This is a genomic window from Tepidamorphus sp. 3E244, from assembly GCF_046159835.1.
In the GTDB taxonomy this organism is placed as follows: Bacteria; Pseudomonadota; Alphaproteobacteria; order Rhizobiales; family Tepidamorphaceae; genus JACKJK01.
In genome coordinates this window covers 1,713,545-1,738,492 of record NZ_JBJXCY010000001.1, presented here as the reverse complement: position 1 = coordinate 1,738,492, position 24,948 = coordinate 1,713,545, and the positions used below count along the sequence as shown (strand labels likewise).

The window sequence follows — 24,948 nt, the reverse complement described above, 5'->3', positions numbered from 1 at the left end:
TGAGGGCGATTGGCAACCACAAATGCGAATCCGGCTTGGTGGTTGGTGAGATTTCCTCCACTATGGGGCGAAGGATTGAAAGCCTCGGGGAGATGTCGTGCTTTCGACGAGAACATGCCCAATCCGCCTTGCGCCTCTGGCGCTCGCGCTGCTGTGCCCGGTGCCGGCGCAGGCCGACCTCATGCCGCACCGCGCCGTCTACGACATCAAGCTGGAGCGCGCTGATGAAGCCGGCAACATCGCCTCATTCAGCGGCCGCATGGTGGTCGAAGTGCTCGCGACCGATTGCGAGGGCCTTGCCACCAACTCGCGCTACGTCTTCCGCTCTGCCAACTCTGAAGGGGCGACGCTGGTAACCGACCTGCGGACCGCGCAGTGGGAATCGCGCGACGCGAACACGTTCCGCTTCACCAACCGCCGCTACGACGATGCCAACCTCACCGAAGAGACGAACGGCAACGCAGAGCGCACGGGCGAGGGCGTGGAGATCGCCATCACCATGCCGCAGCGCAATTCGCTGGAATTCGGCGAGGACGTTATGTTCCCGACCCAGCATCTCAACCGGCTGATACAGGCGGGCCGGACAGGCCAGCGCACCTTGTCGGCGCGCATCTACGAGGGGTCCGATCCGGGCACGCAGATTTATGACACGTTCGCCGTCATCGGGCCGAAGCGGCTCGACCGCCACGGCTCGGGGCTTGCCCGCGCCAAGCTTGAAGACGTCCCGCACTGGCCGGTGACCGTCGCCTATTTCCACGGCGAGGGCAGCGAGAACGAGGACGAGACGGTGGGTGGCGAGGAAGAGCCGATCTACTCGATCAGCTCGACGCTCTACGAGAACGGCGTGAGCAGCGACATCCTGCTGGACTACGGCAATTTTTCGCTGCGCGGAAACCTGAGCGCGCTCACCTTTCCCGATCAAGGTCGCTGTTCGGATCGCTGACACCGCCCGCGTCGCCCGTCTTCGATTTCGCCTTTTCCGCTTTCTCGCGACCTGCGAACGACAGCCCGCGCTGGACGATGTCGCGGCCAAACCTGGCGCGCACCGCGTCGACCGCGCGCTCCGCACCGGCCTTTCGTGAAAGATCCGGGTCGGCGAGGTCTGTCGGGTCCGCTTCCACGGCATCGCGCAGGTCGGACAGGCCAATGCCGATGAGCCGGTAGCGGGTGCCGTCCGTCTCCTGCGCCAGCAGCCGCTTGCCCGCTTCGTAGATGCGGCCTGCAAGCTGCGTCGGGTCGGCAAGGCGTGCGGCGCGGGTGCGGGTGGCGAAGTCGCGCGTCTTGAGTTTCAGCGTCACCGTCACGCCCGAAAGCTCAGCCGCCTTCATGCGGCCCGATACCTTCTCGCACAGCCTCCAGAGCCGGGTTTCCAGTTCGCGCGGGTCGGAGATGTCCTCGTTGAAGGTCGTCTCGGCGCTGACGCTCTTGCGTTCGCTTGTCGGGTCGACGCGGCGGCGGTCGCGGCCATGGGCCATCTCGTAGAGGCGCAACCCGTATTCGCCGTGGCGCTTGGCGAGCGCGGTCGCATCGGCGCGCTGGATATCGCCGATCATGCGATATCCCTCAGAGGACAGCTTCTTCGCCATCGCGGGGCCGATGCCGGGAATCGTCGTCACAGGGCGGAGCTTGAGGAATTCGGCGCTTTCGGCCGCGCCGATCACGGCGAAGCCGCGCGGTTTGTCGAGGTCTGAGGCGATCTTGGCCAGGAACTTGTTCGGCGCCAGGCCAACCGACACGCTGATGCCCACGTCGCGCTCGATCTCGCGGGCGAAGCGGGCGAGCGTCTCGGCCGGCGTTGCGTGGTGGACCTTTTGCGTGCCGGTCAGATCCAGAAACGCCTCGTCGATGGAAATCGGCTCGACCAGCGGCGTCAGGTCGAACATGCGCTTGCGCACCTCGCGCCCGACGGCGGCATACTTGTCCATGTCCGGCTTGATGATGATCGCGTCCGGGCAGGCAGCGAGCGCCTTGAACATAGGCATGGCTGAGCGCACGCCGCTCATGCGCGCGACGTAGCAGGCGGTGGAGACGACACCGCGCCTGCCGCCGCCGATTATGACCGGTTTGTCACGCAGGCTCGGGTCGTCGCGCTTTTCGACAGCCGCATAGAAAGCATCGCAGTCGATATGCGCGATTTCGAGCGAAAACAGCTCGACATGTCGCACGATGCGGGCGCTGCCGCAGGACGCGCAACGAGTGGCGACGCCGGTTGCCCCGCAATTTCGGCACAGCGACTGCATCTCGGTCGGGCTTGGCATGGCCGGCTTTCGCGCTCTGGCTCGGTTTTGGAGTTCAGCGGGGTGCGCACAGGCGCGCCGCGCCGCGAACGCCGGAATCATCGCCGTGCTTCGCGGGCACGATCCGCACGCTCGGCGCATCGCAGAAGATGTGCGGCAGGGCGCGCGGCGGCAAGCGTTCATAGAGCGCGGCAACCCGCGACAGACCGCCGCCAAGGACGATCACGTCCGGGTCTATCATGTTGACGACGGCACCCAGTGCGCGTGCGAGCCGGTCGGTGTAGCGGTTCATGGTATCGGCGCAGGCCGGCGACGTCCTGGCGGCAATCGCTTGGGCATCCATCGCCTCGCCGGTGCGGGCGAGGTGGTCGGCGGCCAGCGCCGGGCCGCTGAGCCATGCTTCGATGCAGCCGTGCCGACCGCACCAGCATTGCGGGCCGGGATGCTCGTCTTCGTGAGGCCAGGGCAGGGGATTGTGCCCCCATTCGCCGGACAGTCCGCGCGGGCCGGCCAGCAGCCTTCCGTCGATGACGATACCACCGCCCACGCCGGTGCCGAGGATCGCCGCGAAGACGCATGCCTCGCCCTTGGCCGCACCATCTGTGCTTTCCGACAGCGCAAGGCAGTTCGCATCGTTGGCCATGGTGATCTCGCGGCCGAGGGCTGATTTCAGGTCTGTCAGCAGCGGCTTGCCATTGAGGCAGGTGGAATTTGCGTTCTGCATCAGGCCGGTGCCGGGCACGGTCGAACCGGGCGTGCCGATGCCGACGGGGGCGTTGCGCCGTGGTTCCAGCCCGGCCTCGACCTCCACGGCGCTGACGATGTCGCGAATGGATTCAACCGTTGCGGCGTAGTCGCCTTGCGGCGTCGGCGTGCGCAGCCGGGCGCGCTCGCTTCCATCGGGGCTGAGCACAACGGCCGAGATCTTGGTGCCGCCGAGGTCGACCCCGGTCATCGCTTCGCTGGGCGCGGTGCCGTTCATTCCCCGAATTGCGCCTCCGGGCCGCTCAGGAACGCATGGGCGCGCGCGACCGACTCGGGGCGCAGGCCTTCGTTGGCGGCGAATGCGACAAGCGTCGATTCGTCGGTCATCAGGAAGTTCGTGACGGAGGTCAAAAAGCCCGGTTCGCTTGCCGCGTGGCGCAAGTTCTGCGGCTCGATTCCCGTCAGCGCCATGAAGCGCGACAGCAGTTTCGGGTCGGCTGCAATCGCGGAAAGTGCTGTCACCGCAAGGGCTTCGGCCTCATCCTTGTTGGCTGGAAAGCTGGTGTGGTGTTGCATTTGCCAATCCGTAAGATTTGCAGCGTAACGTTGCATGATGAGTAAGGGGGAATGCGCGCGCAAGGACGGGGCGTGCGCAAGGTATCGTGTTGCCCAAAGGGCTGCGGATGCTGCCACGGGGTGAGGGACGATGGCCAAGAAAGTCATGATTGTGGAGGACAACGAGCTCAACATGAAGCTCTTCCACGATCTGCTCAAGGCGAACGGTTACGACGTCGTCGGCACGCGGGACGGCCGCGAGGCGGTCGATCTTGCGCGGCGTGAGCTCCCCGACCTGATCCTGATGGATATCCAGCTTCCAGAGGTTTCCGGTCTCGATGTGACCGCATGGCTGAAGGAAGACGACAATCTCCGCCACATTCCGGTGATCGCCGTGACGGCGTTCGCCATGAAGGGTGACGAGGAGCGCATTCGCGAAGGCGGATGCGAGGCCTATATCTCCAAGCCGATCTCGGTCGGCAAGTTCATCGAGACGGTGAAGCAGTTCCTGAACGACGCCTAAGGGCGCTTCGTGCTTGTTGCGTAACGAGTTGAGTTCAAGCCCATGACGGCACGCGTACTGGTTGTCGACGATATTCCGGCCAATGTGAAATTGCTGCAGGCGCGGCTTTCGCAGGAATATTTCGATGTTCGCGGCGCAACCAACGGCCTCGATGCGCTGACGGTTTGCGACGAGGAGCAGTGCGACATCGTCCTGCTCGATGCAATGATGCCCGGCATGGACGGGTTCGAGGTCTGCCGCCGCCTGAAGGCCAATCCGCGCACCCACCACATTCCCGTCGTCATGGTCACCGCACTCGACCAGGCCAGTGACCGGGTGAGGGGACTGGAATGCGGGGCCGACGACTTCCTCACCAAGCCGGTGAGCGACATTGCGCTCGTCACCCGCGTGAAGAGCCTGGTGCGCCTTAAGATGCTGACGGACGAACTGCGGATGCGCGCGGCGACCAGCCGCGATCTCGGCATCGAGGACCCGTTCGCGGAAGCCGCTCGCGCCTCTGGCGAGAACGGGCGCATCCTGCTGGTCGACGACCGGCTCAGCTCCTACGACAAGCTCAACCGCGTGTTGTCGCGCCAGCACAACGTGCAGGTGGAGACGCAGCCGCAGGAAGCGTTGTTCCGGGTTGCCGATTCCGACTACGACCTCATCATCGTCAGCCTGGACCTGCAGGACTTTGACGGCCTGCGTCTGTGCTCGCAACTCCGCTCGCTGGAGCGCACGCGCAACGTGCCGGTCCTGATCGTGGTTGATCCCGACGACAGGGCCCGCCTGATGCGCGGCCTCGACCTTGGCGTCAACGACTACATCACGCGCCCGGTCGACCCGAACGAGCTGTCGGCGCGCGTCACGACGCAGATCAAGCGCCGCCGCTATGCCGAGCGCCTTCGCGACAACGTGCAGATGTCGGTCACCATGGCCGTCACGGACAGCCTGACCGGGCTGCACAACCGCCGCTACATGGAAAACCATCTCGGCACGCTGGTGACGAAATCGCGCGAGAAGCGCCGCCCGCTGTCGCTGCTTGTCCTCGACATCGACCACTTCAAGGCCGTGAACGACACATACGGCCACGATGCCGGCGACGAGGTTCTCAAGGAATTCGCCAAGCGCGTGCGCAAGAGCGTGCGCGGGCTGGATCTCGCCTGCCGGATGGGCGGCGAGGAATTCGTCATCGTGATGCCGGAAACAGATATCGGCGTTGCGGTGCGTGTCGGTGAACGCATCCGCTCGGCCATCGCCGGCGATCCGTTCCCGATCCACGGTGGCACCCGCGCCATCCAGGTGACGGTCAGCATCGGCGCTTCGACGCTTGCCTCGGGCACCGACGATGCCGATGCGCTCATCAAACGCGCGGACGAAGCGCTCTACAACGCCAAGCACACCGGGCGCAACCGGGTCAGCGCGCAGGCTGCCTGACGCAAGGGCAAGTTAAGTGCATTCGTTGCTTGGCTCGGCCATGTAGAGGCCGGCTGAAAAACATCCCCTGATCTTCTGTTCACCAGTTAACTGCAAGCAGTAACCCTACCGGTTTACGCTGAGCAGTGAAACGCTGGGCGTTTTATTAAAAGAACGTTGATTCGCACGGGCGGTGGGATAGTGTCCGAACTGCTTGTTGTGTTCTTTTATTCCCCAGAGGAACGAGAGAGCCAGCAGCACCCCATGGTGCTCAGGTCCGCCGCATCTCCTGGACCCATGGGGCAGGCCGGTTCGGATGGGTGGAGTGGCCTCCTCGTTAACACCTTTTTCCGGACCGGCCACTTTCAGTTTTGAGAGTCTTGCGTGGGGGCGCAGACATCTTCGAAAAGGCCGCTGGCGTTGCTCGCCGGCGGCCTTTTTGCTTGTCGGGTCTAGCCGGTGGAAAGAATGGCGACACCTGCCAGGATCACCACTCCCCAAGACAATCGCCGCCGCAGGTGGCCTTCACCCAGCAGCAGGCTGCCGGCGAGGACGGACAGCAGCACGCTCGTTTCGCGCAGCGGTGCGACGTAGATGACGGGCGTGAATGTCAGCGCGTAGAGCACGAGGATATAGGCGAGGGGATTGAAGATCGCCATGGCGATGACGCTGGCGCGGTGGTCCTGCCAGAGCCGCGCCACGGCCTCGCGCCGCCGCCATGCGGTCGGCGCCAGCAGAACGCTGCGCCCGATGCTGGAGGCGTAGTCGAGAATAAGCGGGGGAATGGCGAGGGCTGCGACCGCGTGGGCATCCCAGACCGTGTAGGTGCCGATGAAGCAGCCGGTGGCGATCCCGAACAGGTGGGATGGCGCAAGAGCCAGCAGGCGTCCCTTGGAGGCGCCGCCTGTAAGCATGAAGACGCCGGCGATGATGATCGCCGCACCAGAGCCCATCTGCGGCATAAGATTCTCGCCGAGGAAGGCTGCGGCGAAGCCTGCCGAGAGTAGCGGCCCGGTGGCACGCGCCGTCGGGTAGATCAGCGACAGGTCACCGTGCCGATAACCGGTCTGGAGCAGCAGGAAATAGCCAAGGTGCAGCACCGCGCTTCCGGCGATGAAGACCAGGTGCACGAGGCCCAGGTCAGGTCGCTCGCTGAAAAAAATCCAGAGCGCGAGCGGCGCGTAGATGACCAGTGTGAGCGTGGAAAAGAGCCAGATGAGTTCCGGTCCGGCGGCGATGCGCTTGACCAGGAAATTCCAGGTGGCGTGGCAGATGGCGGCGGCGAAAACGAGAGCAAAGCCGAGTGGTGTCATGGTGGACCTCGAGAGTTGGCGTACAGGCGCGTTGCAACACGCCCTGTCCATCCCCTCTGGTCTTCTCGTCCTCGGGTGTCCGCCGTTATCGGCTCATCACGGCGCTCGGTCCAGCGCACTTCAAGCAAAGCCGGAACCCTAGCCGCACATGGATAGGCGGGGACGACGTTACGCCGCGCGCGCGATGCTGTGAAAGCCAGTTTGCGGTGCGGCTTTTGCGTTCAACCTGCCGACATGCACACTTGTCGTGCCGTCAGCAGGGGATGGAGGCTTCAATGGCGACAAGCAGCGAGGGTAGCGATGCTTTCCGCGCGTTCGAACACGATGCGTGGGAGCGTGCGTCCAGCGGCTATCACAGCCATTGGGAGCATCTGACGACACAGATCGTTCCGGCGATTCTCAAGGCCGGAGAGGTCGGGCCATTGACGGTGCTGCTCGATGTTGCCTGCGGGCCGGGCTACGTCGCAGGGCTTTCGGCGAGGCTCGGCGCGGTTGCGTCAGGTATCGACCTGTCCGGCGAGATGGTCCGGCTTGCAGCGCAGAATTACCCGCAAGCCCGATTTCAGACCGGCGACGCGCAGGACCTTCCCTTTGAAGATGCGCGCTTCGATGTGGTGACAATCAATTTCGGCGTCATGCACTTTCCCGAACCCGAGGCCGGTCTCGCGGATGCCATGCGCGTGCTCAAGCCCGGCGGCCGTCTGGTCTTCACGTCGTGGGCACAGCCGGAAAACTCGGCGATCGGCTTTGCCATGGATGCCGTGGCGCGGTTCGGGACGACCGACGTGGATCTGCCCGCCGGGCCGCCGTTCTTCCGCTTCGGGCCGGAGGAGGAATGCGCGCGGGTTGCCGGTGAACTCGGCTTCGAGGATTGCCGGCACGAGCGGCACCTTCTGTACTGGACGCTGCCTGCGCCCGACGCGCTGATGGATGCCCTGCGGGAGGCCACGGCGCGCGCCAGTGCACTGTTGAACGCGCAGAGACCCGAGGACCTGCCGGCCATCCGGGCGGCCATGGTGGAGCGCTGCGCGCCCTTCGTGCGGGACGGGAAGGCGATGGTACCGATGCCGGCCACGCTCTGCGTTGCGCAGAAGCCGGCCTGAAGCAGGGGTGGGCAGGCGCCAACGAAAAAAGCCGCCGGCTCGCGCCGACGGCTTTTTGAAATCGCAATCGCGGTGGTCGAATTACTTGATCTTCGACTCGCGGTAATCCACGTGCTTGCGCGCGACGGGATCGTACTTCTTCTTGACCATCTTCTCGGTCATCGTGCGCGAGTTTTTCTTGGTGACGTAGAAATGCCCGGTGTCGGCGCTCGACACGAGGCGGATCTTGATCGTGGTAGCCTTGGCCATCGTCTTGCCCTGCGTTCGCGCCGCAGGCTGACCGGACATTCCGGATCGATGCGGCTTGCGTTCAAAATAAAAGCGCGCCGCGAACGAGCGCAGCGCATTGGAAGGGGCTGATAGCCCGACCGGGGCTGGAAAGTCAAGGTGTGCCGGGCTTCGAAGAGGGTGCCGTGAAGCTGCGCCACAGCGCGACCGCGAAGTGGCAGGCAAACAGGACCGCGAGGAACCAGGCCAGTGCGTTCGCGCCGGCTTTCTGCATGGCGACACCGGCACCGAACGGGCCGACGATCATGCCGAGGCTGTAGAGCATCACGAACATAGCGTTGGCGCTGGCAAGGTCGGTGCCGCGAAAGCGCGCGCCAAGCTGCGCAAGGCCGATGGTGTAGAAGCCGCCGGTGATGCCGCCCCAGAACAGCAGCAGAAGGTAGGCGGCAGGCAGCCACGCAATCGCATAAGGTAGTGCGAGCATGCCCAGCACACCGAAGAACCCGCAGACGGCGAGCAGGTAGGTGCGTTCGAACCTGTCGGCCAGCAGCCCCAGCGGGATCTGCAGAAGCAGGTTGCCGAGCGCCACCATGGTCAGCAGCAGCGCGGCAGAAGTTTCGTCCAGTCCGCTGCGAATCCCGAACAGCGCGAAGAATGCAAAGCCGGTCTGTTCGGCCGCGCCGAAAATGAAAGCGGCAAGCGTCGCGGTCGGCGCGATCCACAGGAACGCCAGAAAATTGGCGCTCGGCGCGCCGTGGACCGGCGGCGACACGTCCCGCGCCATCCAGACGGGCACGATGGACGCGATGAATGCGACCGCCCCCAGCAGGAACGGCAGCGCGCCTTCGGTGCCAGTGATGCCAAGCAGCGCAGGGCCGACGGCAAAGCCGATGGACAGGACGGAGGCATAGATGCCCATGACGAGGCCGCGCCGGGCTTCGTTGGCGGCTGCGTTGATCCAGAATTCGCCGACGGTGAAAATCAGGCTCGCCGCCGCCCCGTAGACGAAGCGGATCGGGAACCAGGCCCAGGTTGGTGTCCAGGGCAGGGCCACGAGACAGGCTGCCGATATGATCAGCGATACGATCAGCACGCGAATGGGATTGAACTGTCGCGCCAGCCGCGCGGCAAACGGTGCGATGGCGAGCGATGCAAGGCCTGCCAGCGCGGTGTTGACGCCGATCAGCGTATCGGACACGCCGCGCGATTCCAGCACCAGCGAGACCAGCGGGAACGACAGCGAGATCGAGAAGCCGGATATGCTGACGCAGGTGATCGCAGCCGCAATCGCGCGCCTGTCGCCCAGTGAAAAGGGCGCTGTGAGGTTCAGGTCTTCGGATTGCGGGTCGCTGCTCATCGGCGCTCTGTAGCGCCTTTGCCCAGTCCGGCCTATGACATTTTCAGCAGGGGCGGCATGCCACTGCGGGGCGGGTGTCAGATCTCGTAGCGCACGAAGCGGTCGCGCTTCCAGCAGTAGTAGGGAATCGGCACGGGCGCCTTCAGGTGCGGATCACCGGGCAGGCGGTTGGCGAGCTCATCCAGCACCACGGTCGTGACGGCGGGCATGTCGAGCTTGCTCGCCTCGTCGATGGGCGTCCACACGAGTTGGTCCAGCTCATCACAGGGACGCATCATCTCGTCGGTGGAATGGCCGGTCTCGGTCATGTCGACGACGAAGAAGCGCGTATCAAAGCGGCGCGGGCGGCCCGGCGGTGTGACGGCGCGGGCAACGAAGCGCAGGACAGACAAGTCCGGCGCGAGACCGAGCCCGAAGAAGTCATTCCACTGGTTGATCTTCGGCAGGCGGCCTTCATGCGGGCGGCCAATGGCAATGCCGGTTTCCTCGAAGACTTCGCGGATCGCGGCAAGGCCCAGCGCGCGTGCGCGGTACGACCCGCCGTTGCGCTTCATGTCAGCCAGCAGCTTCTCCACGACCGTGTCGTCCAGTTCGGCGGCAGCGGGTGCGCGCCCGTCGGTCGCGTCGACGCGGCCACCTGGAAAGACGAACTTGCCGGGCAGGAACACGTGGCGGTCGTGGCGGCGGCCGAGGAGCACGTGATGCCGGTCGTCGCGCTTGTCGAGCATGATGACGGTTGCGGCGTCGCGCGGGCGGCGGTTCTTGAAGCTGCGGTCGCGGTTTTGCTGCGTCATACGGTCGGCGTAGTCGTTCATGCCGCGAACTTGTCCTCTTCGTTCTCACCGCCGAAGCCGTGCATGCGCAAGCCCCACTGCAGGCCGACGAGCGCGCCCTTCACCGGGGGAAGCAAGGCCAGCGACATCGCGATGATGATCGGCGCCCAGACCACGGCATGAATCCACATGGCTGGCTGGTAGGCCACCTCGATCCACAGCATCAACGGCACCACGATATGGCCGACGATGAAGATCACCATATAGGCGGGCGCATCGTCGGCGCGGTGGTGGTGCAGTTCCTCGCCGCAGGCGGGGCAGGTGTCGGCGACCTTGAGATAGCTGGTGAAGATGCTGCCGCGCCCGCAGGCAGGGCACTTGCAGGCAAGGCCAGCTCGCATGGCGCGCCACCAGCTGCGTGGCGGTTCGACGATTTCTTCATGGGCATATTCGACGGACATCTCGCGATCCGATCCTACTTGCGCCTGCGAATGGCCGAGCGGCGGCGGGTGTTGCCGCGCGCATCCTGCTTGGTGCGTTCGCGCGCCTTCTTGCGTTCCGATGCCGGCAGCTTGCGCGCGTCCGAAAGAATCTCGAAGCGCAGCATACCCGCAACCGGCATCGCTTCTACCAGTCGCACCTCGACATCGTCACCAAGGCGGAATGCCTCACCCGTCTGGTCGCTGACGAGCTGTTGGCCGACTTCATCATAGCGCCAGTAGTTCTGGTCGATGGAAGCCGCGGGGATGTAGCCGTCGGCGCCGGTGTCGCGCAGCTTGACGAACATGCCGGACCGGGTGACGCCGGAGATACGGCCGGGAAAGCGCGTGCCGACGCGGTCTGCCACGAAATGCGCGATCAGCCGGTCCACGGTCTCGCGCTCGGCGGCCATGGCGCGGCGCTCGGTCATGGAGACGTGGGCGGCGGTTTCGGCCAGCGGCTCGGGTTCATACAGGTAGCCGCCATCGCCGAGCTTCAGCGACGCGATGAGCGCGCGGTGGACGATCAGGTCGGCATAGCGGCGGATGGGCGAGGTGAAATGCGCATACCGGCGCAGGTTCAGCCCGAAATGCCCGTAGTTTTCCGGCGTGTATTCGGCTTGCGCCTGGCTGCGCAGGATCACCTCGTTGACGAGGCCGGCATTGGGGGTGTCCACGACCTTCGACAGGATCGTGTTGAACTGGCGCGGCTGGACCGTCTGGCCCTTGGCAAGCTGGATGTCGAGCGTGCGCAGGAACTCGCCGAGCGCGGCCAGCTTCTCCGGCGAGGGCGCATCGTGGGCGCGGTAGACGAGGGGAACGCGCTGCTTTTCGAGCGTCTCGGCGGCTGCGACGTTTGCCGCGATCATGAAGGTTTCCACCAGCCGGTGCGCCTCCAGCCGTTCCGGCACGATGACCTTCGCGACCTTGCCTTCGCTGTCGAGAACCAGCTTGCGTTCGGGCAGGTCGAGGTCGAGCGGGCTACGCTTGCCCTGCGCCTTCATCAGCGCACGCCACGCGGCCCACAGCGGCTTCAGCACCGGTTCGACCAGCGGGCCGGTGTCGGTGTCGTCGTCCTTTGGCTGAGGACGGCCATCGACGGCGGCCTGTGCGGTCTCGTAGCGCAGCTTGGCGGCGGAGCGCATCATGATGCGCGCGAAGCGATGGTCGATCTTGTTGCCGTCGCCATCGAAGACCATGCGCACGGCCAGCGCCGGGCGGTCTTCCTTTTCGCGCAGCGAGCACAGGTCGTTGGAGAGCCGCTCTGGCAGCATCGGCACGACGCGACCGGGGAAATAGACCGAGTTACCGCGGTCCCGCGCGGCCCTGTCCAGCGCGGTGCCGGGCGTCACGTAGCGCGCGACGTCGGCAATCGCGACCCAGACGACGTGCCCGCCGGGGTTGTCCCTGGCCTCGTCGGGTTCGGCGAACAGCGCATCGTCGTGGTCGCGTGCGTCTGCCGGGTCGATGGTGACGAAGGGAACCTTGCGCAGGTCTTCAAGGCCGGACACATCGGTCTTCGGCTTGATCTCCTCGACTTCCTCGATGACAGCGCGCGGAAAATCCAGCGGAATACCGTGGGTCTCGACGGCGATGCGGCTGACGGCGTTCTCGTCCGCCATCGAGCCCATGCGCTCGATCACGCGGGCTTGCGGCAGGCCCATGCGACGGCGCGATTTCAGCGGCTCGACGGCGACCAGTTCGCCCTCGCGAGCGTCCTTTGAATCGGTCTGGTGGACCGCCCACTCTTTCCGGTTCTTCTTGTCCACCGGCTCGATGCGGCCGGTGCCGTCGCCCAGTTCGCGGTAGACGCCCAGAATACGCGCCTTCGGCTTGTCCAGCACCCGGATGACGAACCCGTCGATGATGGAATCTGGGTCCGCGTCCTCGCGCGCGTCCTCGTCGATGCGCAGCAGCACGCGGTCGCCGATGCCCGGCGCGGGGCGTTTCCTGGTCGGGGCAACACGAATGCGCGGGGCCGACGAGGGCGCATCGTCCTCGCCATCGCCGTCGGCGTCCGTGCCCGTTGCCGGCCCGCGCTCGGCGACAACGGCAATGAACTCGCCGTCCTCGTCACGCTCGGTGATGTCGGCCACCACGACGGGGGGCAAGGTGCCGGGCTTGTGCAGGCGCTTGCCGCCGCCACGCTCGATCAGGCCGTCGTCGATGAGGTCGGCCAGCATCCGCTTCAGCGGGATGCGGTCCGAGCCCTTGATCGCGAACTGGCGGGCGATGTCGCGCTTGGTCGCCTTGTCCGGGTTCTGCGTGACGAAGGCGAGAATCTCGTCACGCGAGGGCAGGTTGGATTTCTTCTTTTTGATGCGCTTGGCCAATCAGACCTACTTTTTCGTCGAGCGCTTGGTGCTCTTCTTTTTCTTGCCCTTGGAGGGCGAGGCCGCCTTGGCCGAAATCAGTGCCACCGCCTGTTCCAGGTCGATGCTTTCCGGCTCGGTGCCCCGCGGGATCGTCGCGTTCACCTTGCCGTTGGTGACATATGGGCCGTAGCGACCGGCCTTCAACTCGATGGCACCGAAGTCGGTATGCTCGCCGAGCGCCTTGCCGGGCTGGGAGTTGCGGCCACCGCCGCGCTTGGCTTCCTTTTCCGCGATCAGCGTCACGGCCCGGTTGAGACCGACGCTGAAGACCTCCGGCACGGATTCCAGGTTGGCGTAGATGCGGCCCTTGTTGACGAACGGCCCGTAGCGCCCGATGCCGGCGAAGATCGGCTCGCCGTCTTCCGGGTGCTTGCCGATCTCGCGCGGCAGGCGAAGCAGTTCCAGCGCCTGTTCCATCTCGATGGTGGCTGGATCGTAGTCCTTGGTGATGGTGGCGCGTTTCGGCTTTTCCTTGCCTTCCTGCTCACCGAGCTGGAGGAACGGGCCAAAGCGCCCGGTCCGGGCCGTGACCATGAGGCCGGTATCGGGGTCTTCGCCAAGTTCGCGTATGCCGTCCTCGCCAAGCTGCGCGCCTTCCGCGTCGCTCTGGCCGATCTGGCGCGTGTAGCGGCAATCAGGATAGTTCGAGCAGCCGATGAAGGAGCCGAACTTGCCGATCTTCAGGCTCAGCTGGCCGTTGTCGCAATTGGGGCAGGAACGCGGATCGGTACCGTCCTCGCGTGCCGGGAACAGGTGCGCGCCGAGCATCTCGTTGAGTGAATCGATGACCTGCGCGACGCGCAGCTCGCGAATGCCTTCGACGTGGCCGGAGAAATCCTTCCAGAACTGCTCCAGCACGCTCTTCCAGTTGACCTTGCCGTCGGAAATCTTGTCGAGCTGCTCTTCCAGGCCGGCAGTGAAATCGTATTGGACATATTTCTCGAAGAAGCTTTCCAGGAACGCGATGACGAGGCGGCCCTTGTCCTCGGGAATGAGGCGCTTCTTGTCGAGCGTGACGTATTCGCGGTCCTGCAGCACCTGCAGCGTGGCGGTGTAGGTGGAGGGTCGGCCGATGCCGAGCTCTTCCATCCGCTTGATGAGGGAGGCTTCGGTGTAGCGCGGCGGCGGCTCGGTGAAGTGCTGGGTCGCCTCGATGTCCTTGCGCTGCGGCGTGTCGCCGGTTGCAAGCGGCGGCAGACGGTTGGAATCCTCGTCGTCGCCTGCGTCGTCGCGGCCTTCCTGGTAGAGCTTCAGGAAGCCGTCGAACCGCAGCACGCTGCCGGTCGCACGCAGGCCGTAAATCTTCTCGCCCTTGGCGGTGATTTCCGCGGTGGTGCGCTCCATCTCGGCTGCCTGCATCTGGCTTGCCATGGTGCGGGTCCAGATCAGCTCGTAGAGGCGCAGCATGTCGCCGTCGAGCACCTTGCGCGCGGCGTCCGGGTGGCGGGACACCTCCGTCGGGCGGATCGCTTCGTGGGCTTCCTGCGCGTTCTTTGCCTTCGACTTGTAGATGCGCGGCGAGTTCGGCAGGTAGCGGTCGCCGTGGCGGCTGGCGATCACGTCGCGGATCGCGGAAATCGCTTCAGGCGCCATCTGCACGCCGTCGGTACGCATATAGGTGATGAGGCCCTGCGTCTCGCCGTCGATGGAGACACCTTCATAGAGCTTCTGCGCGGTCTGCATCGTGCGGGCAGAGGAAAAGCCCAGCTTGCGCGAGGCTTCCTGCTGCAGCGTCGACGTCGTGAAGGGCGGGTAGGGATTGCGCTTCACCGGCTTGCTCTCGACGCTGTCGACCGTGAATGACGCGCCGTTCAGATCATCGCGGATCGCGAAGGCCGATGTCTCGTCGCCGATGGAGAGCCTGTCGAGCTTGTCGCCTGCAACCGAAACGAGGCGGGCATCGAACGCTTCGCCGCCGGAGGCTTCGAGCTTGGCGATCACGTTCCAGTACTCCTGCGAACGGAAGGCCTCGATCTCGGCTTCACGGTCGCAGACGAGGCGAAGCGACACCGATTGCACGCGCCCTGCGGAGCGCGCGCCGGGCAGCTTGCGCCACAGCACAGGCGACAGCGTGAAGCCGACGAGATAGTCGAGCGCACGGCGGGCGAGGTAGGCGTCGACAAGGTCGGCGTCGATCTCGCGCGGGTTGGCCATGGCGTCCAGCACGGCGGACTTGGTGATGGCGTTGAAGACCACGCGCTGGATTTCGGCGGATTTCAGCGCACCCTTCTTCTTCAGCACCTCCAGCACGTGCCACGAGATGGCTTCGCCTTCGCGGTCGGGGTCAGTTGCGAGAATGAGGCGGTCGGACGATTTCACCGCGGTGGCAATCTCGTTCAGGCGCTTCTGTGCCTTCTGGTCGACCGTCCACTTCATCTCGAAGCCGGATTCAGGATCGACGGAGCCGTCCTTTGCGGGCAGGTCGCGAACGTGGCCGTAGGACGCAAAGACCTGGTAGTCCCCGCCGAGGTACTTGTTGATGGTCTTTGCCTTGGCAGGCGATTCGACGATGACGACGTTCATCGGGCTCCAGTTTCCAGACTGACGAGATTTCAGGACCGCACGCAATTTGCGGCGCTCGGTGCGGCGCGGCAAGCGCGGGCCGCAGGAAAATGGGGAAAGGCAGGGGTCCTGTCAAACGAACCTTTCTAAGGCTCGTGAGTTAGACATCCAGTCACATCGGGGAAAATGAATTATTCCGATATGCACGTATAGGTTGTGCTAAAGGTTACCTTGCGCGCAAAGGTTTTATCTGCACTAATTGCACGACGCTGAATCTGTCAATCGTTCGGAAGGCTGCATGAGTTCAGAAGAAGGCGACCCTAAGAAGAGCCGCGCTGAGCACGAGATCAGCCTAAGCGGCAATGACGCTGAAGATTACGAGTATATCAGCGCCATACTCTTGGAGTTGGCGACCATCGCAGACAAAAAACCACACGTATTTCTCAGTTATTTGATCCGCATGGCAGCGGACGAAGCCCGAGAAGCCGCGCTCAAAGTCGCATCAACGCGCCGATAGTTAAACACTAACCTATGCTGATCCTAAACGCCAGATAAAGTTTGGTGTTTGGGGGCAATCGCACATGCAGCGCGTTTGATATGCATCGAAACGCGTCGCAAAGCCTAGTTTTTACTGAAGCGATTCCCTGAAAGCCGAACCGCGTCTCCCGCCAATTCCAGTTCCAGCAGCGCGCCCTGAACCTGCGCCGCAGGTGCGCCGCTCTCCCGGATCAGAGCGTCGATGGACACCGGGGCAGGGCTGAGCAGTGCCGAAATGGCGTTCTTCACGCTTTCGTCGGGCGCCTCGACGCTCCAGCTTTCGTCTGCTGACGGCTCTGGCTCGAAGAGCTCCTGGTGCGGCTGGTGCAGGATCGGTTCGAGCGCTTCCAGGACATGCGCCGTCTGGGTGACGAGGGTCGCGCCGCCACGGATGAGCTTGTTGGTGCCTTCCGCGCGTGGGTCGAGCGGGGAGCCGGGCACCGCAAAAACCTCGCGCCCCTGTTCTGCCGCGAAGCGCGCGGTGATGAGCGATCCTGACCTCTGCGCTCGATGACGATGGTGCCGGCCGCGCTGCCGGATATGATCCGGTTCCGGCGCGGGAAATCGCGATTGCGCGGGGCGTGGTGCAGTGGCATCTCGCTGACCAGAAGGCCGGTCTCGCGCACCCGGTCAGCCAGCGGGATGTGCTGCTCGGGATAGATTCGCCCAAGCCCGCCGCCAAGCACGGCGATACTGCCATGCTGGAGCGATGCCTCATGAGCTGCCGCGTCGATGCCGAGCGCAAGGCCGGACACGACGCCGAAGCCCGCTTCGCCTAGCTCCTACGCGAAGATGCGGGCCAGTTGCCGCCCGCCTGCGGACGCATTTCGCGCGCCCACGATGGCGACCATCGGCTTGTCGCAAATGTCCGTCTCGCCGCTGATGCACAGGAGCGGCGGCGGCTGGTCGATATGGGCGAGTCGGGCCGGATAGCCGGGTTCGCCGTGGGGGACGAAGTGCGCGCCGAGCCGCCGGGCGTCGTCCAGTTCGCGCTGTACGGCCTCGACCGTCGCAACCTTGATCGCCCGCCCGGTCGCGCCGCGCGCTGCAATGCCGGGGAGCGCGTCGAGCGCGGATTCAGCGCTGCCGTAGCGCTTCAGCAGCAAGCGGAAGGTGGCGGGGCCGACATTTTCCGACCGCAGCAGACGCAGCCAGTCGAATCGCTGCGCGTCTGTCAGGTCGGTCACCGGTCCAGCCTAGTTGGAGGCGGTCGCCGAGGACCCGCCGATGCGCGATTCCTCGCCGCTCATCAGCCGCGCGATGTTGGCGCGGTGCGCGTACCACGACAGGGCCGCGAGGATCGCGAGCGCCAGTGCCACGTCACCGCGCCCGAGCGCCAGCGCGACCAGCGGCGTGATGGCCGTTGCGCACAGGGCCGACAGCGACGAATAGCGGGAGATATACGCAACACCGAGCCAGACGACGGCGAAGGCGATGGCTGCGGGAAACAGCAGGCCGAGCGCCACGCCGAGGAAGGTCGCGACACCCTTGCCGCCGCGGAATTTCAGCCAGACGGGAAAGAGATGGCCAAGGAAAGCGGCAACGCCTGCCAGTGTCCCGGCAGCGGGATCGATCCACATGCCGATGAGAACGGCGGCGGTGCCCTTAAGCGCGTCGGCGAGCAAGGTGGCGGCGGCAAGGCTCTTGTTGCCAGTGCGCAGGACGTTTGTCGCGCCGATATTTCCGGAACCGACCTTGCGGATGTCGCCAAGGCCTGCGGCGCGCGTCAGCACCAGTCCGAAGGGGATCGAGCCGAGCAGGTAGCCGATGGCCATTGCCGCGAGGGCGAGTAGAGGCGCGTTGGCGAGAAGACCGAGCAGATTCTGCATGCCATTTTCCCCCAAATCCCGCGCCTGAGATCAATTCCCCGATGAACTGTATTCGTAGACCGCTCGTCCGGCAACGACCGTGCGCAGCACGCGGCCCTGCATCCGTGCGTCCTCGAAGGGGGTGTTCTTGGACTTCGAAGACAGCGCAGCTGCCTCGACAATCCACGGCGCACCGGGATCGAACAGCACCAGATCGGCGGGCGAGCCGGGTGCGAGCGTGCCGCACGAGAGACCGAGGAGCTTCGCGGGCCGGGTCGACATGGCCGCCATCAGCGCGGGCAAGGTAACCGAGCCATCGTGGTAGAGCCGCAGCGAGGCGGCCAGCATCGTTTCCAGGCCGATGGCCCCGTCCGAGGCTTCGGCAAAGGGCTGGCGCTTGGTGTCCACGTCCTGCGGGTCGTGGTTGGAAATCACCACGTCGATGGTGCCGTCGGCCAGCGCTTCGACGAGGGCGAGGCGGTCGTCCTCGGTGCGCAGCGGCGGATGCATCTTCAGGAAGGTGCGATAGGAACCGATATCGTACTGGTTCAGCGTCAGGTGGGCGATGGAGACGCCGCACGTGACTTTCACGCCGCGCTTGCGCGCAGCGCGAAGCGCCTCGACGCTTTCGGCAGCCGAGATCTGGCCCGCGTGATAGCGACCGCCGGTGAGCGCGGCGAGCCGCAGGTCTCGGTCAAGCATCACCGTTTCGGCAGCCACCGGAATACCTGCGAGGCCGAGGCGGGTTGCCGCTTCGCTCTCGTTCATTACGCCGCTGCCGGCAAGCTCGGCATCCTCCACGGCGTTGATAACCAGCACGCCGAAATCACCCGCATAGGTCAGCAGGCGGCGCATCAGCCCGGAATTGGCAATCGCGCCGCGACCGCCGGAGACGGCGACCGCGCCTGCTTCCTGCAACATGCCGATCTCGGTCATTTCCGCGCCCTTGAGGCCGCGCGTGGCGGCTGCAATCGGCACGACATTGACGATGGCCGTGTCGCGGGCGCGGCGCAGGACGAAGTCGACCAGCGCGGGGTCATCGATCGGCGGGTCGGTGCAGGGCATGCAGGCCATGGTGGTGACGCCACCGGCGGCAGCCGCGCGGCTGGCGCTTGCCAGCGTTTCGAGATGTTCGTGGCCCGGTTCGCCGGCATGGACCTGCATGTCCACCAGTCCCGGCGCGAGGACCGCGCCGTTGCAGGTGACGATCTCGGTGCCTTCCGGCGGGGCGATTTCGGCGGCGGTCTCGACGATCTTTCCCGAAACGACCAGCAGGTCGCCGGTCTGGTCGCTGCCGGCGGCGGGATCGACGATGCGCGCGCCGCGAAACAGCACCGGGCGTGCCTCGTCGCGGTGGCCGAGCGTGGGTTCGGCAAACTTCATCATGCGCCGGCCGCCTTCACGTTGTCGCCGCCGTGCAGATTGTCGGCGAGTGCCTCCAGCACGGCCATGCGCACGGCAACGCCCATCTCAACCTGGTCGCGGATGACGCTCTGCGTGCCGTCGGCGACCACCGAGTCGATCTCGACGCCCCGGTTCATGGGGCCGGGATGCATCACCAGCGCATCGGGCTTGGCGAGCGCGAGGCGGCGCGAATCGAGGCCGTAATAGTGGAAGAACTCGCGCGAGGAGGGCACGAATGCCCCGGACATGCGCTCGCGCTGAAGCCGCAGCATCATGATGACATCGCAGCCTTCGACGCCTTCATCCATGTTCCGGAAGACGTTGACGCCCATGCGGTCGATGGCCGTCGGCATCAGCGTGGAGGGCGCGACGACGTTCACCTGCGCACCGAGTGCCGCCAGCGACAGGATGTTGGAGCGCGCGACGCGGGAATGGGCGATGTCTCCGCAAATGGCCACTTTCAGGCCCTGGATGCGACCCTTGCGGCGGCGGATGGTCAGTGCGTCCAGCAGCGCCTGCGTGGGGTGTTCGTGGCTGCCGTCACCGGCATTCACAACCGCGCAGTTTGCGACCTTGCGGGCCAGCAGTTCCACCGCTCCGGAGCCGGAATGGCGCACGACCAGCAGGTCGGGCCGCATGGCGTTCAGCGTCACGGCGGTGTCGAGCAGGGTCTCGCCCTTCTTCACCGAGGACGAGGCGACCGACATGTTCATCACGTCGGCACCCAGCCGCTTGCCGGCGATCTCGAAGGAACTTTGCGTGCGGGTCGAGGACTCGAAGAACAGGTTGATCTGCGTGCGGCCGCGCAGGATCGCGTGCTTGTTGTCAGGCAGCGCGTTGCGCTCGGCCCAGGCATTTGCCCGGTCCAGCAGATTTTCGATGTCGAATGCAGAAAGGTCGCTGATCCCAAGCAAATGGGGCTTCGAGAAAGGATCGAACTCGGCGGCTGGAGATGTCATTGAAGCCATGGCTTTAAGGCCTTGGGGCAGGGGCCGCAAGAGCGAAAACCGGTTGTCCTCAAGTTGCAGGCAGCAGCGCGATGATGACGGGCAGGGTGATGGCGGCCGCAAGCGTCTCCACGGTGATGATGCGCGCCATGAGCGGTGCATCGCCGCCAAGCTTGCGCGCCAGCACATATGAGAAGGACGCGGTGGGTACGGCGGCGCAGATGATCGCCACCGCAAACGCCATGCCGCTGACACCGAAGGCAAGGCAGAACAGCGCCATCAGCAGCGGCATTCCGATGAGCCGTGCGATGGAGGTAAACGCGACGCGCGGGCCGATGTGCAGCCCGTCCTCGATGCGCAGCCCCGCTCCGACGCACAGCAGCCCCAGCCCCAGCGTCGCGCGGCCAAGGATCGCGCCGGTTTCGAGGATCGGCGCGTAGACGGGCAAGCCCGAGGCGTTGATCGCGATGCCGATGACGCAGGCGATAATGAGCGGATTGGTATAGAGGCCCCTGGCGATTGCCGCCGGGCTGGGAGCCTCGTCGCGCACATGGGCGAGCAGGAACGAGACGCACAGCACGTTGAGCAGCGGGATCATCACCGCGATGCCGATGGCGGCAAGGCTGATGCCGTCCGCGCCGTAGAGCGAACCGACGACCGCCAGCGCGACATAGGTGTTCCAGCGGGTCGCCCCCTGGAAGATCGAGGTATAGGCGGGCGGATTGGCCTTCAGCCAGCGCGAGAGCGGCGCGCGGGCGAGGTAGAGGATCGCCGACATGGTCAGCACGCTGGCGGCCATCGCGGCGGCTAGCGCCAGCACCGGCACGGTGGAGAAAACCGTGCGCGCCAGCGTGGCGATGATGAGCGCGGGAAAGCAGATGTAATAGATCAGGTCCTCGACACCGCGCCACTGCTCCTCGCTCAGCATGCCTATGCGCTTGAGACCCGCGCCGAGCAGGATGATCGCAAAGACCGGTATGAGGGTTTCTATGGCCGCGATCATGCGGACGCCGCCCGGATGGCCGACAGCCGGTCGAGCGCGCCCTGCAGGATGAAGACCGCCGCCATCTTGTCGATGACCTGCGCGCGCTTGGCGCGGGAGGCGTCGGCGGCGATCAGCTCGCGCTCGGCGGCAACCGTCGACAGGCGTTCGTCCCAGTAGCCGATTGGAAGGTCGCTCTTCTGCGAGAGATTTCGGGCAAAGGCGCGCACGCTCTGGGCGCGTGGGCCTTCCGTCCCGTCCATGTTGCGCGGCAGGCCGATGATGATGCCGGCGGCCTTGCGTTCGCCGATCAGCTCCAGCAGGCGCTCGGCGTCGATGGTGAACTTCGTGCGGCGGATGGTCTCGACCGGCATCGCCATCATGCGGGCAGGGTCGGATGCGGCCACCCCGATGGTCTTCGTTCCGGGGTCGAGGCCGATCAGCGGTCCGGCCTTCAAATCGGCGAGCGCCAGATCTTCAAGTGTCTCGTGGATCGGCATGTCAGGCATTGCCCCAAGTCATCGACGCATTCATCGATCAGAATTCGTTTGGTGGAGATATATTGGAAGTGGCATGTGAGAATGATTACTCGCAATACGATCAATTAACGACTGCGCTTCCATACTGAGACCTTCGGGGGACACGCCGCAGGGCAATAATAATGCATATCGTACTCGTCGAACCTTCCCGGGTCGGCATCCGGATCATGTCGGAGCTGCTGGGCGGATGGGGGGACAAGGTAACAGCGTTTGCCGATGGCAACGACGCTTATCGCTTCATAGCAGACCATCCCGACGTGGATATCGTCGTCACCAGTTTCGAGGCCGGCAACATGTGCGGCCTGGAGCTGTGCTGGCAGATCCGGCTGCTCGCCGAATCCGGGCGCTTCGTCTACTCGATCGCCATGTCGTCTTCCAAGGAAGAGGGCAAGCTGACCGAGGCGCTGGACGCCGGCGCCGACGAGTTCATCCGCAAACCACCCAGCAAGACCGAGCTGCTGGCCAGGCTTCGCTCCGCTGCGCGGTACCTGAACTCGCAGCGCGAACTGCTGCGGCTGGCCCAGACCGACCCGCTGACCGGCCTGCTGAACCGGCGCGCATTCATGGAGCAAGGCGAGGCGAGCTGCACGGCGAGTGCCGGGGGCGCAGCGTCCGTCGTCTGCCTCGACATCGACCATTTCAAGTCGGTCAACGACCGCTTCGGACATGATGTCGGGGATGTCGCCATTTGCAGCGTGGCCGACTGCATTTCCAGCGTTGAAAACGCGATCTGCGGACGGTTGGGCGGCGAGGAATACGCGCTCATGCTGCCGGGTGTCGATGTTGGCAAGGCGCACGAAATTTCATCGCACCTGCGCAAAGCGGTGGAATCCAAGCTTATCGGCAGTCTGGATGAGCCGCTCTGCGTGACCTGCAGCTTAGGCGTGGCATCGAGTTCTGCCTCGCACGAACTCTCCGTGCTGCTCAAGCAGGCCGATATCGCCCTGTATGATGCCAAGCGGGGAGGACGGAACCGGGTCGCCATCTTCGAGGAAAGGCTCTGCGCAGCCTGACGCGCTTGTCCCCGACCTTTTTCGTGTCCGGTTGAAGCCATCCGTCCGGCTTCTATAATTTTCCGCGGAACAAGCCCCGCAACAGACCGAACCGGTCAGCGCAGCGGGGGGCAAGCGGGAGGACGCGATGAAGGCGACATGGTTCGGGCACTCGGCAGTGCGCATCGAGACAGGAAACGCGGTGATCATCATCGACCCGTTCCTGTCGGACAGCTCCACCTTCGAGGGTGACCCGCTGGAGGCCGCGAAAGGCGCGACCCACGTGGTGCTGACCCACGGCCACGACGACCACATCGGCGACACGGTTTCCATCTGCAAGGAAACGGGTGCGCAACTCGTCGCGAATTTCGAGATCTGCAACTATCTCGGCGGCAAGGGCGTGGAGAATTTCAGCCCCGGCAACCACGGCGGACGCATCGATTGCGGCGATTTCGACGTGGCCTTCGTGCAGGCGTGGCACTCCTCGTCGTCCATCGTCGACGGGACGCCGGTCTATCTCGGCAATCCGGCCGGTGTCGTGATCCTGCCGAAAGCGTCCTACGAGCCGGTGGTGCTGCACATGGGCGATACCGACATCTTCTCAGACATGAAGCTGATTGCCGACATCTACAAGCCGCAGGTCGGTTTCGTGCCCATCGGCGACCGCTTCACCATGGGTGCCGATCTCGCGGCGCGCGCCTGCCGGGATTACTTCGACTTCAAGACGGTGATCCCGGTGCACTACGGCACGTTTCCGATCATCGACCAGGATGCCTCAAAATTCGAAAAGGCGACGACGGGTGTCGGCGCGAAGGTGCTGGTGCCGAAGATCGGCGAGGCTTTCGACCTCTAGGCACGACTCAGGCCGCCGGTACGCCGGCCGCGTCCGGTTCGGGCGCTGCGTCTTCCTTCGCGCGAACGCCGCTTGCCCTCTTTTCGGTGAGCGGCACGGTTGTCAGCGCCTGGTTCAGCTTTTCGAGCAATTCGCCACGCTCGCCGGTAAAGCCCTTGCCGGGAATCACGACAATTGCGTGCTGACGCCCGAGCGGGATCGACAGCACGACCAGCGGGATCGGTCCGGAGAGCGGCGGCGTTCCGAACACCCCGAGGCAGTCGCACCCGCCCATCTGCATGGAAGCCGGGCCGGGCAGGATGGTCACCATCCCGTCGAAGCGCTTGTACCAGACGCGCATCATCCAGTTCGCCAACGGCGGCGGGAGCGTCGCGATCATGTATTTCACGATCGGCAATTTCTGGATTGTCTGAAGTCCGGGGATGCGGAAGCGCACCGGGCGCTCCACCGGGGCCGTGCGAACCGGGTTCGCCACTGTCTCCATGTGGTTGCCGAGTTCGCCGCGACTGGTGCGCCGGCGCACGAGCTGCGTCTTCGCGATGCAGTAGTTCAGCGGTTCGGCATGGCTGTAGAGGTCCGGGTCGTCCAGCATGCGGGCGGCGGCATCGACGAAGACATCCGTCGCACCACGGTCGCGCCGCAGGTCCTTGCGGGGCAGGCGGACCAGCGAGACCCCCTGGTCGACGATCCGGTGGTGTTCGGGCTGAGCGTCGAACGTCTTGCGCGTCATTTTCGGAATACGCGCAGCCAACGCTGGTTCGACCGTCACGTCACGCGATGCCAGGTCGCCGATCACCTGCATGCAGCGCACGCCATCGGCAAGCGCGTGGTTGAGGTGGAAGATGACGGCGGAGACCCGCTGTTCCGGTTTCTCGCCTTCGATGCCCTGCGGGTTGATGACGTAGATGCGCCACGGCGACTTGCTGCGCGGCGGGATCGACCGGCGGACCTTCTCGATCACCGGCTCGAGGTCTTCAAGTCTGCGCACGTCCGGGCAATCGACGCTGACGATGTGGTCGGCAATGCCGAAGCCCGCATCGTCGCGGGCGAAGGACCAGGGCCAGATGCGGAAAAACCGCTCCCGCAGCGCCGGAACCTCGCGCGCAGCCGCTTCCATTTCGGCAACGAGACGCGCCAGATCGCACCGGCCATCCAGCACCACCGTGCTGGTGATGTAGCGATGGCCGAGATTGTAGAAGATTGCGTCCGTCAGGCCGAGAGCCCGCATAGGCTTGGGTTTCCGTTCGAAAAGATGCTTCCCCAGCAGCGTCCGCGAGGGCAAACGCCTTGTCGAAAACCGCAATTCCCCGTGTCTTGCGGCCCATGTGTGGCTCATGTATG

General features: G+C 64.9%; 23 protein-coding genes and 1 pseudogene. 7 read left to right on the top strand and 17 right to left on the bottom strand.

What is annotated here, in order from left to right; translation table 11 throughout:
* Window positions 1-97 precede the first annotated feature (97 nt).
* Window positions 98-943: an EipB family protein gene (locus ACKTEK_RS08235; RefSeq protein ID WP_409164745.1), complete on the top strand. Its 846-nt coding sequence runs from the start codon at window positions 98-100 to the stop codon at window positions 941-943.
* Here ACKTEK_RS08235 and ACKTEK_RS08230 read toward each other — a convergent pair.
* From ACKTEK_RS08230 to ACKTEK_RS08220, 3 genes are read right to left on the bottom strand one after another with little or no spacing between them, the layout of a single operon-like run.
* Complete coding sequence (locus ACKTEK_RS08230) at window positions 906-2,258, bottom strand: DNA polymerase IV (protein ID WP_409164744.1); 1,353 nt, start codon at window positions 2,256-2,258, stop codon at window positions 906-908. The genes ACKTEK_RS08235 and ACKTEK_RS08230 overlap by 38 nt on opposite strands.
* A gap of 34 nt (window positions 2,259-2,292) precedes the next feature.
* Window positions 2,293-3,219, bottom strand: a complete 927-nt coding sequence (locus ACKTEK_RS08225) for an ROK family protein (protein ID WP_409164743.1) — start codon at window positions 3,217-3,219, stop codon at window positions 2,293-2,295.
* The gene (locus ACKTEK_RS08220; protein ID WP_409164742.1) at window positions 3,216-3,518 is read right to left on the bottom strand and encodes a DUF3572 domain-containing protein; all 303 of its coding nucleotides are present in this window, start codon (window positions 3,516-3,518) and stop codon (window positions 3,216-3,218) included. The genes ACKTEK_RS08225 and ACKTEK_RS08220 overlap by 4 nt, the downstream gene beginning before the upstream one ends.
* A 130-nt stretch (window positions 3,519-3,648) precedes the next feature.
* Here ACKTEK_RS08220 and ACKTEK_RS08215 point away from each other — a divergent pair, with 130 nt between their 5' ends.
* The gene (locus tag ACKTEK_RS08215; protein ID WP_409164741.1) at window positions 3,649-4,020 is read left to right on the top strand and encodes a response regulator; all 372 of its coding nucleotides are present in this window, start codon (window positions 3,649-3,651) and stop codon (window positions 4,018-4,020) included.
* A 42-nt stretch (window positions 4,021-4,062) separates the two neighbouring features.
* Window positions 4,063-5,436 carry a PleD family two-component system response regulator gene (locus ACKTEK_RS08210; protein ID WP_409164740.1) on the top strand — a complete coding sequence of 458 codons (1,374 nt, stop codon included), beginning with the start codon at window positions 4,063-4,065 and terminating at the stop codon, window positions 5,434-5,436.
* A 431-nt stretch (window positions 5,437-5,867) separates the two neighbouring features.
* Here ACKTEK_RS08210 and ACKTEK_RS08205 read toward each other — a convergent pair whose 3' ends face one another.
* A complete protein-coding gene (locus ACKTEK_RS08205; RefSeq protein ID WP_409164739.1) occupies window positions 5,868-6,728 on the bottom strand; it encodes an EamA family transporter in 861 nt (286 codons plus the stop codon).
* Window positions 6,729-7,003: 275 nt separating this feature from the next.
* On the opposite strand from ACKTEK_RS08205, the gene ACKTEK_RS08200 reads away from it, so the two are divergent.
* A complete protein-coding gene (locus tag ACKTEK_RS08200; RefSeq protein ID WP_409164738.1) occupies window positions 7,004-7,831 on the top strand; it encodes a class I SAM-dependent methyltransferase in 828 nt (275 codons plus the stop codon).
* 81 nt (window positions 7,832-7,912) lie between these two features.
* On the opposite strand, the gene rpmG is transcribed toward ACKTEK_RS08200, so the two are convergent.
* From rpmG to topA, 6 genes are all read right to left on the bottom strand, one after another.
* Complete coding sequence (rpmG, locus tag ACKTEK_RS08195; RefSeq protein ID WP_409164737.1) at window positions 7,913-8,080, bottom strand: 50S ribosomal protein L33; 168 nt, start codon at window positions 8,078-8,080, stop codon at window positions 7,913-7,915.
* Between the two features lie 133 nt (window positions 8,081-8,213).
* Window positions 8,214-9,416 carry an MFS transporter gene (locus tag ACKTEK_RS08190; protein WP_409164736.1) on the bottom strand — a complete coding sequence of 401 codons (1,203 nt, stop codon included), beginning with the start codon at window positions 9,414-9,416 and terminating at the stop codon, window positions 8,214-8,216.
* Between the two features lie 77 nt (window positions 9,417-9,493).
* Complete coding sequence (locus tag ACKTEK_RS08185) at window positions 9,494-10,231, bottom strand: NUDIX hydrolase (protein ID WP_409164735.1); 738 nt, start codon at window positions 10,229-10,231, stop codon at window positions 9,494-9,496.
* Window positions 10,228-10,650 carry a DUF983 domain-containing protein gene (locus ACKTEK_RS08180; RefSeq protein ID WP_409164734.1) on the bottom strand — a complete coding sequence of 141 codons (423 nt, stop codon included), beginning with the start codon at window positions 10,648-10,650 and terminating at the stop codon, window positions 10,228-10,230. The genes ACKTEK_RS08185 and ACKTEK_RS08180 overlap by 4 nt, the downstream gene beginning before the upstream one ends.
* Before the next feature lie 14 nt (window positions 10,651-10,664).
* A complete protein-coding gene (gene rnr / locus ACKTEK_RS08175; RefSeq protein WP_409164733.1) occupies window positions 10,665-13,001 on the bottom strand; it encodes a ribonuclease R in 2,337 nt (778 codons plus the stop codon).
* 6 nt (window positions 13,002-13,007) lie between these two features.
* Window positions 13,008-15,566 carry a type I DNA topoisomerase gene (topA, locus tag ACKTEK_RS08170; protein WP_409164732.1) on the bottom strand — a complete coding sequence of 853 codons (2,559 nt, stop codon included), beginning with the start codon at window positions 15,564-15,566 and terminating at the stop codon, window positions 13,008-13,010.
* Window positions 15,567-15,843: 277 nt separating this feature from the next.
* On the opposite strand from topA, the gene ACKTEK_RS08165 reads away from it, so the two are divergent.
* On the top strand, window positions 15,844-16,062 hold the full coding sequence (locus ACKTEK_RS08165) for a hypothetical protein (protein ID WP_409164731.1): 219 nt from the start codon (window positions 15,844-15,846) through the stop codon (window positions 16,060-16,062).
* Window positions 16,063-16,166: 104 nt separating this feature from the next.
* On the opposite strand, the pseudogene dprA reads toward ACKTEK_RS08165, so the two are convergent.
* The 6 genes and pseudogenes from dprA to ruvX all read right to left on the bottom strand — a co-directional run bounded on the left by dprA (window position 16,167) and on the right by ruvX (window position 21,723).
* A pseudogene (dprA, locus tag ACKTEK_RS08160) lies at window positions 16,167-17,269 on the bottom strand (DNA-processing protein DprA).
* 9 nt (window positions 17,270-17,278) lie between these two features.
* Entirely contained in the window at window positions 17,279-17,911 is a 633-nt protein-coding gene (gene plsY, locus ACKTEK_RS08155) for a glycerol-3-phosphate 1-O-acyltransferase PlsY (protein ID WP_409164730.1), read from the bottom strand.
* A gap of 30 nt (window positions 17,912-17,941) precedes the next feature.
* The gene (locus ACKTEK_RS08150; RefSeq protein ID WP_409164729.1) at window positions 17,942-19,276 is read right to left on the bottom strand and encodes a dihydroorotase; all 1,335 of its coding nucleotides are present in this window, start codon (window positions 19,274-19,276) and stop codon (window positions 17,942-17,944) included.
* A complete protein-coding gene (locus ACKTEK_RS08145; RefSeq protein ID WP_409164913.1) occupies window positions 19,273-20,253 on the bottom strand; it encodes an aspartate carbamoyltransferase catalytic subunit in 981 nt (326 codons plus the stop codon). Before ACKTEK_RS08145 ends, ACKTEK_RS08150 begins: the two co-directional genes overlap by 4 nt.
* A 58-nt stretch (window positions 20,254-20,311) precedes the next feature.
* A complete protein-coding gene (locus tag ACKTEK_RS08140) occupies window positions 20,312-21,244 on the bottom strand; it encodes an AEC family transporter (protein WP_409164728.1) in 933 nt (310 codons plus the stop codon).
* Window positions 21,241-21,723 carry a Holliday junction resolvase RuvX gene (gene ruvX, locus ACKTEK_RS08135; protein ID WP_409164912.1) on the bottom strand — a complete coding sequence of 161 codons (483 nt, stop codon included), beginning with the start codon at window positions 21,721-21,723 and terminating at the stop codon, window positions 21,241-21,243. The genes ACKTEK_RS08140 and ruvX overlap by 4 nt, the downstream gene beginning before the upstream one ends.
* Window positions 21,724-21,884: 161 nt before the next feature.
* Here ruvX and ACKTEK_RS08130 point away from each other — a divergent pair, with 161 nt between their 5' ends.
* Together ACKTEK_RS08130 and ACKTEK_RS08125 are read left to right on the top strand one after the other, a co-directional pair.
* Window positions 21,885-22,775: a diguanylate cyclase gene (locus tag ACKTEK_RS08130; RefSeq protein ID WP_409164727.1), complete on the top strand. Its 891-nt coding sequence runs from the start codon at window positions 21,885-21,887 to the stop codon at window positions 22,773-22,775.
* Between the two features lie 127 nt (window positions 22,776-22,902).
* On the top strand, window positions 22,903-23,607 hold the full coding sequence (locus tag ACKTEK_RS08125; RefSeq protein ID WP_409164726.1) for a metal-dependent hydrolase: 705 nt from the start codon (window positions 22,903-22,905) through the stop codon (window positions 23,605-23,607).
* A gap of 7 nt (window positions 23,608-23,614) precedes the next feature.
* On the opposite strand, the gene ACKTEK_RS08120 is transcribed toward ACKTEK_RS08125, so the two are convergent.
* A complete protein-coding gene (locus ACKTEK_RS08120) occupies window positions 23,615-24,835 on the bottom strand; it encodes a wax ester/triacylglycerol synthase domain-containing protein (protein ID WP_409164725.1) in 1,221 nt (406 codons plus the stop codon).
* Window positions 24,836-24,948: the final 113 nt, after the last annotated feature.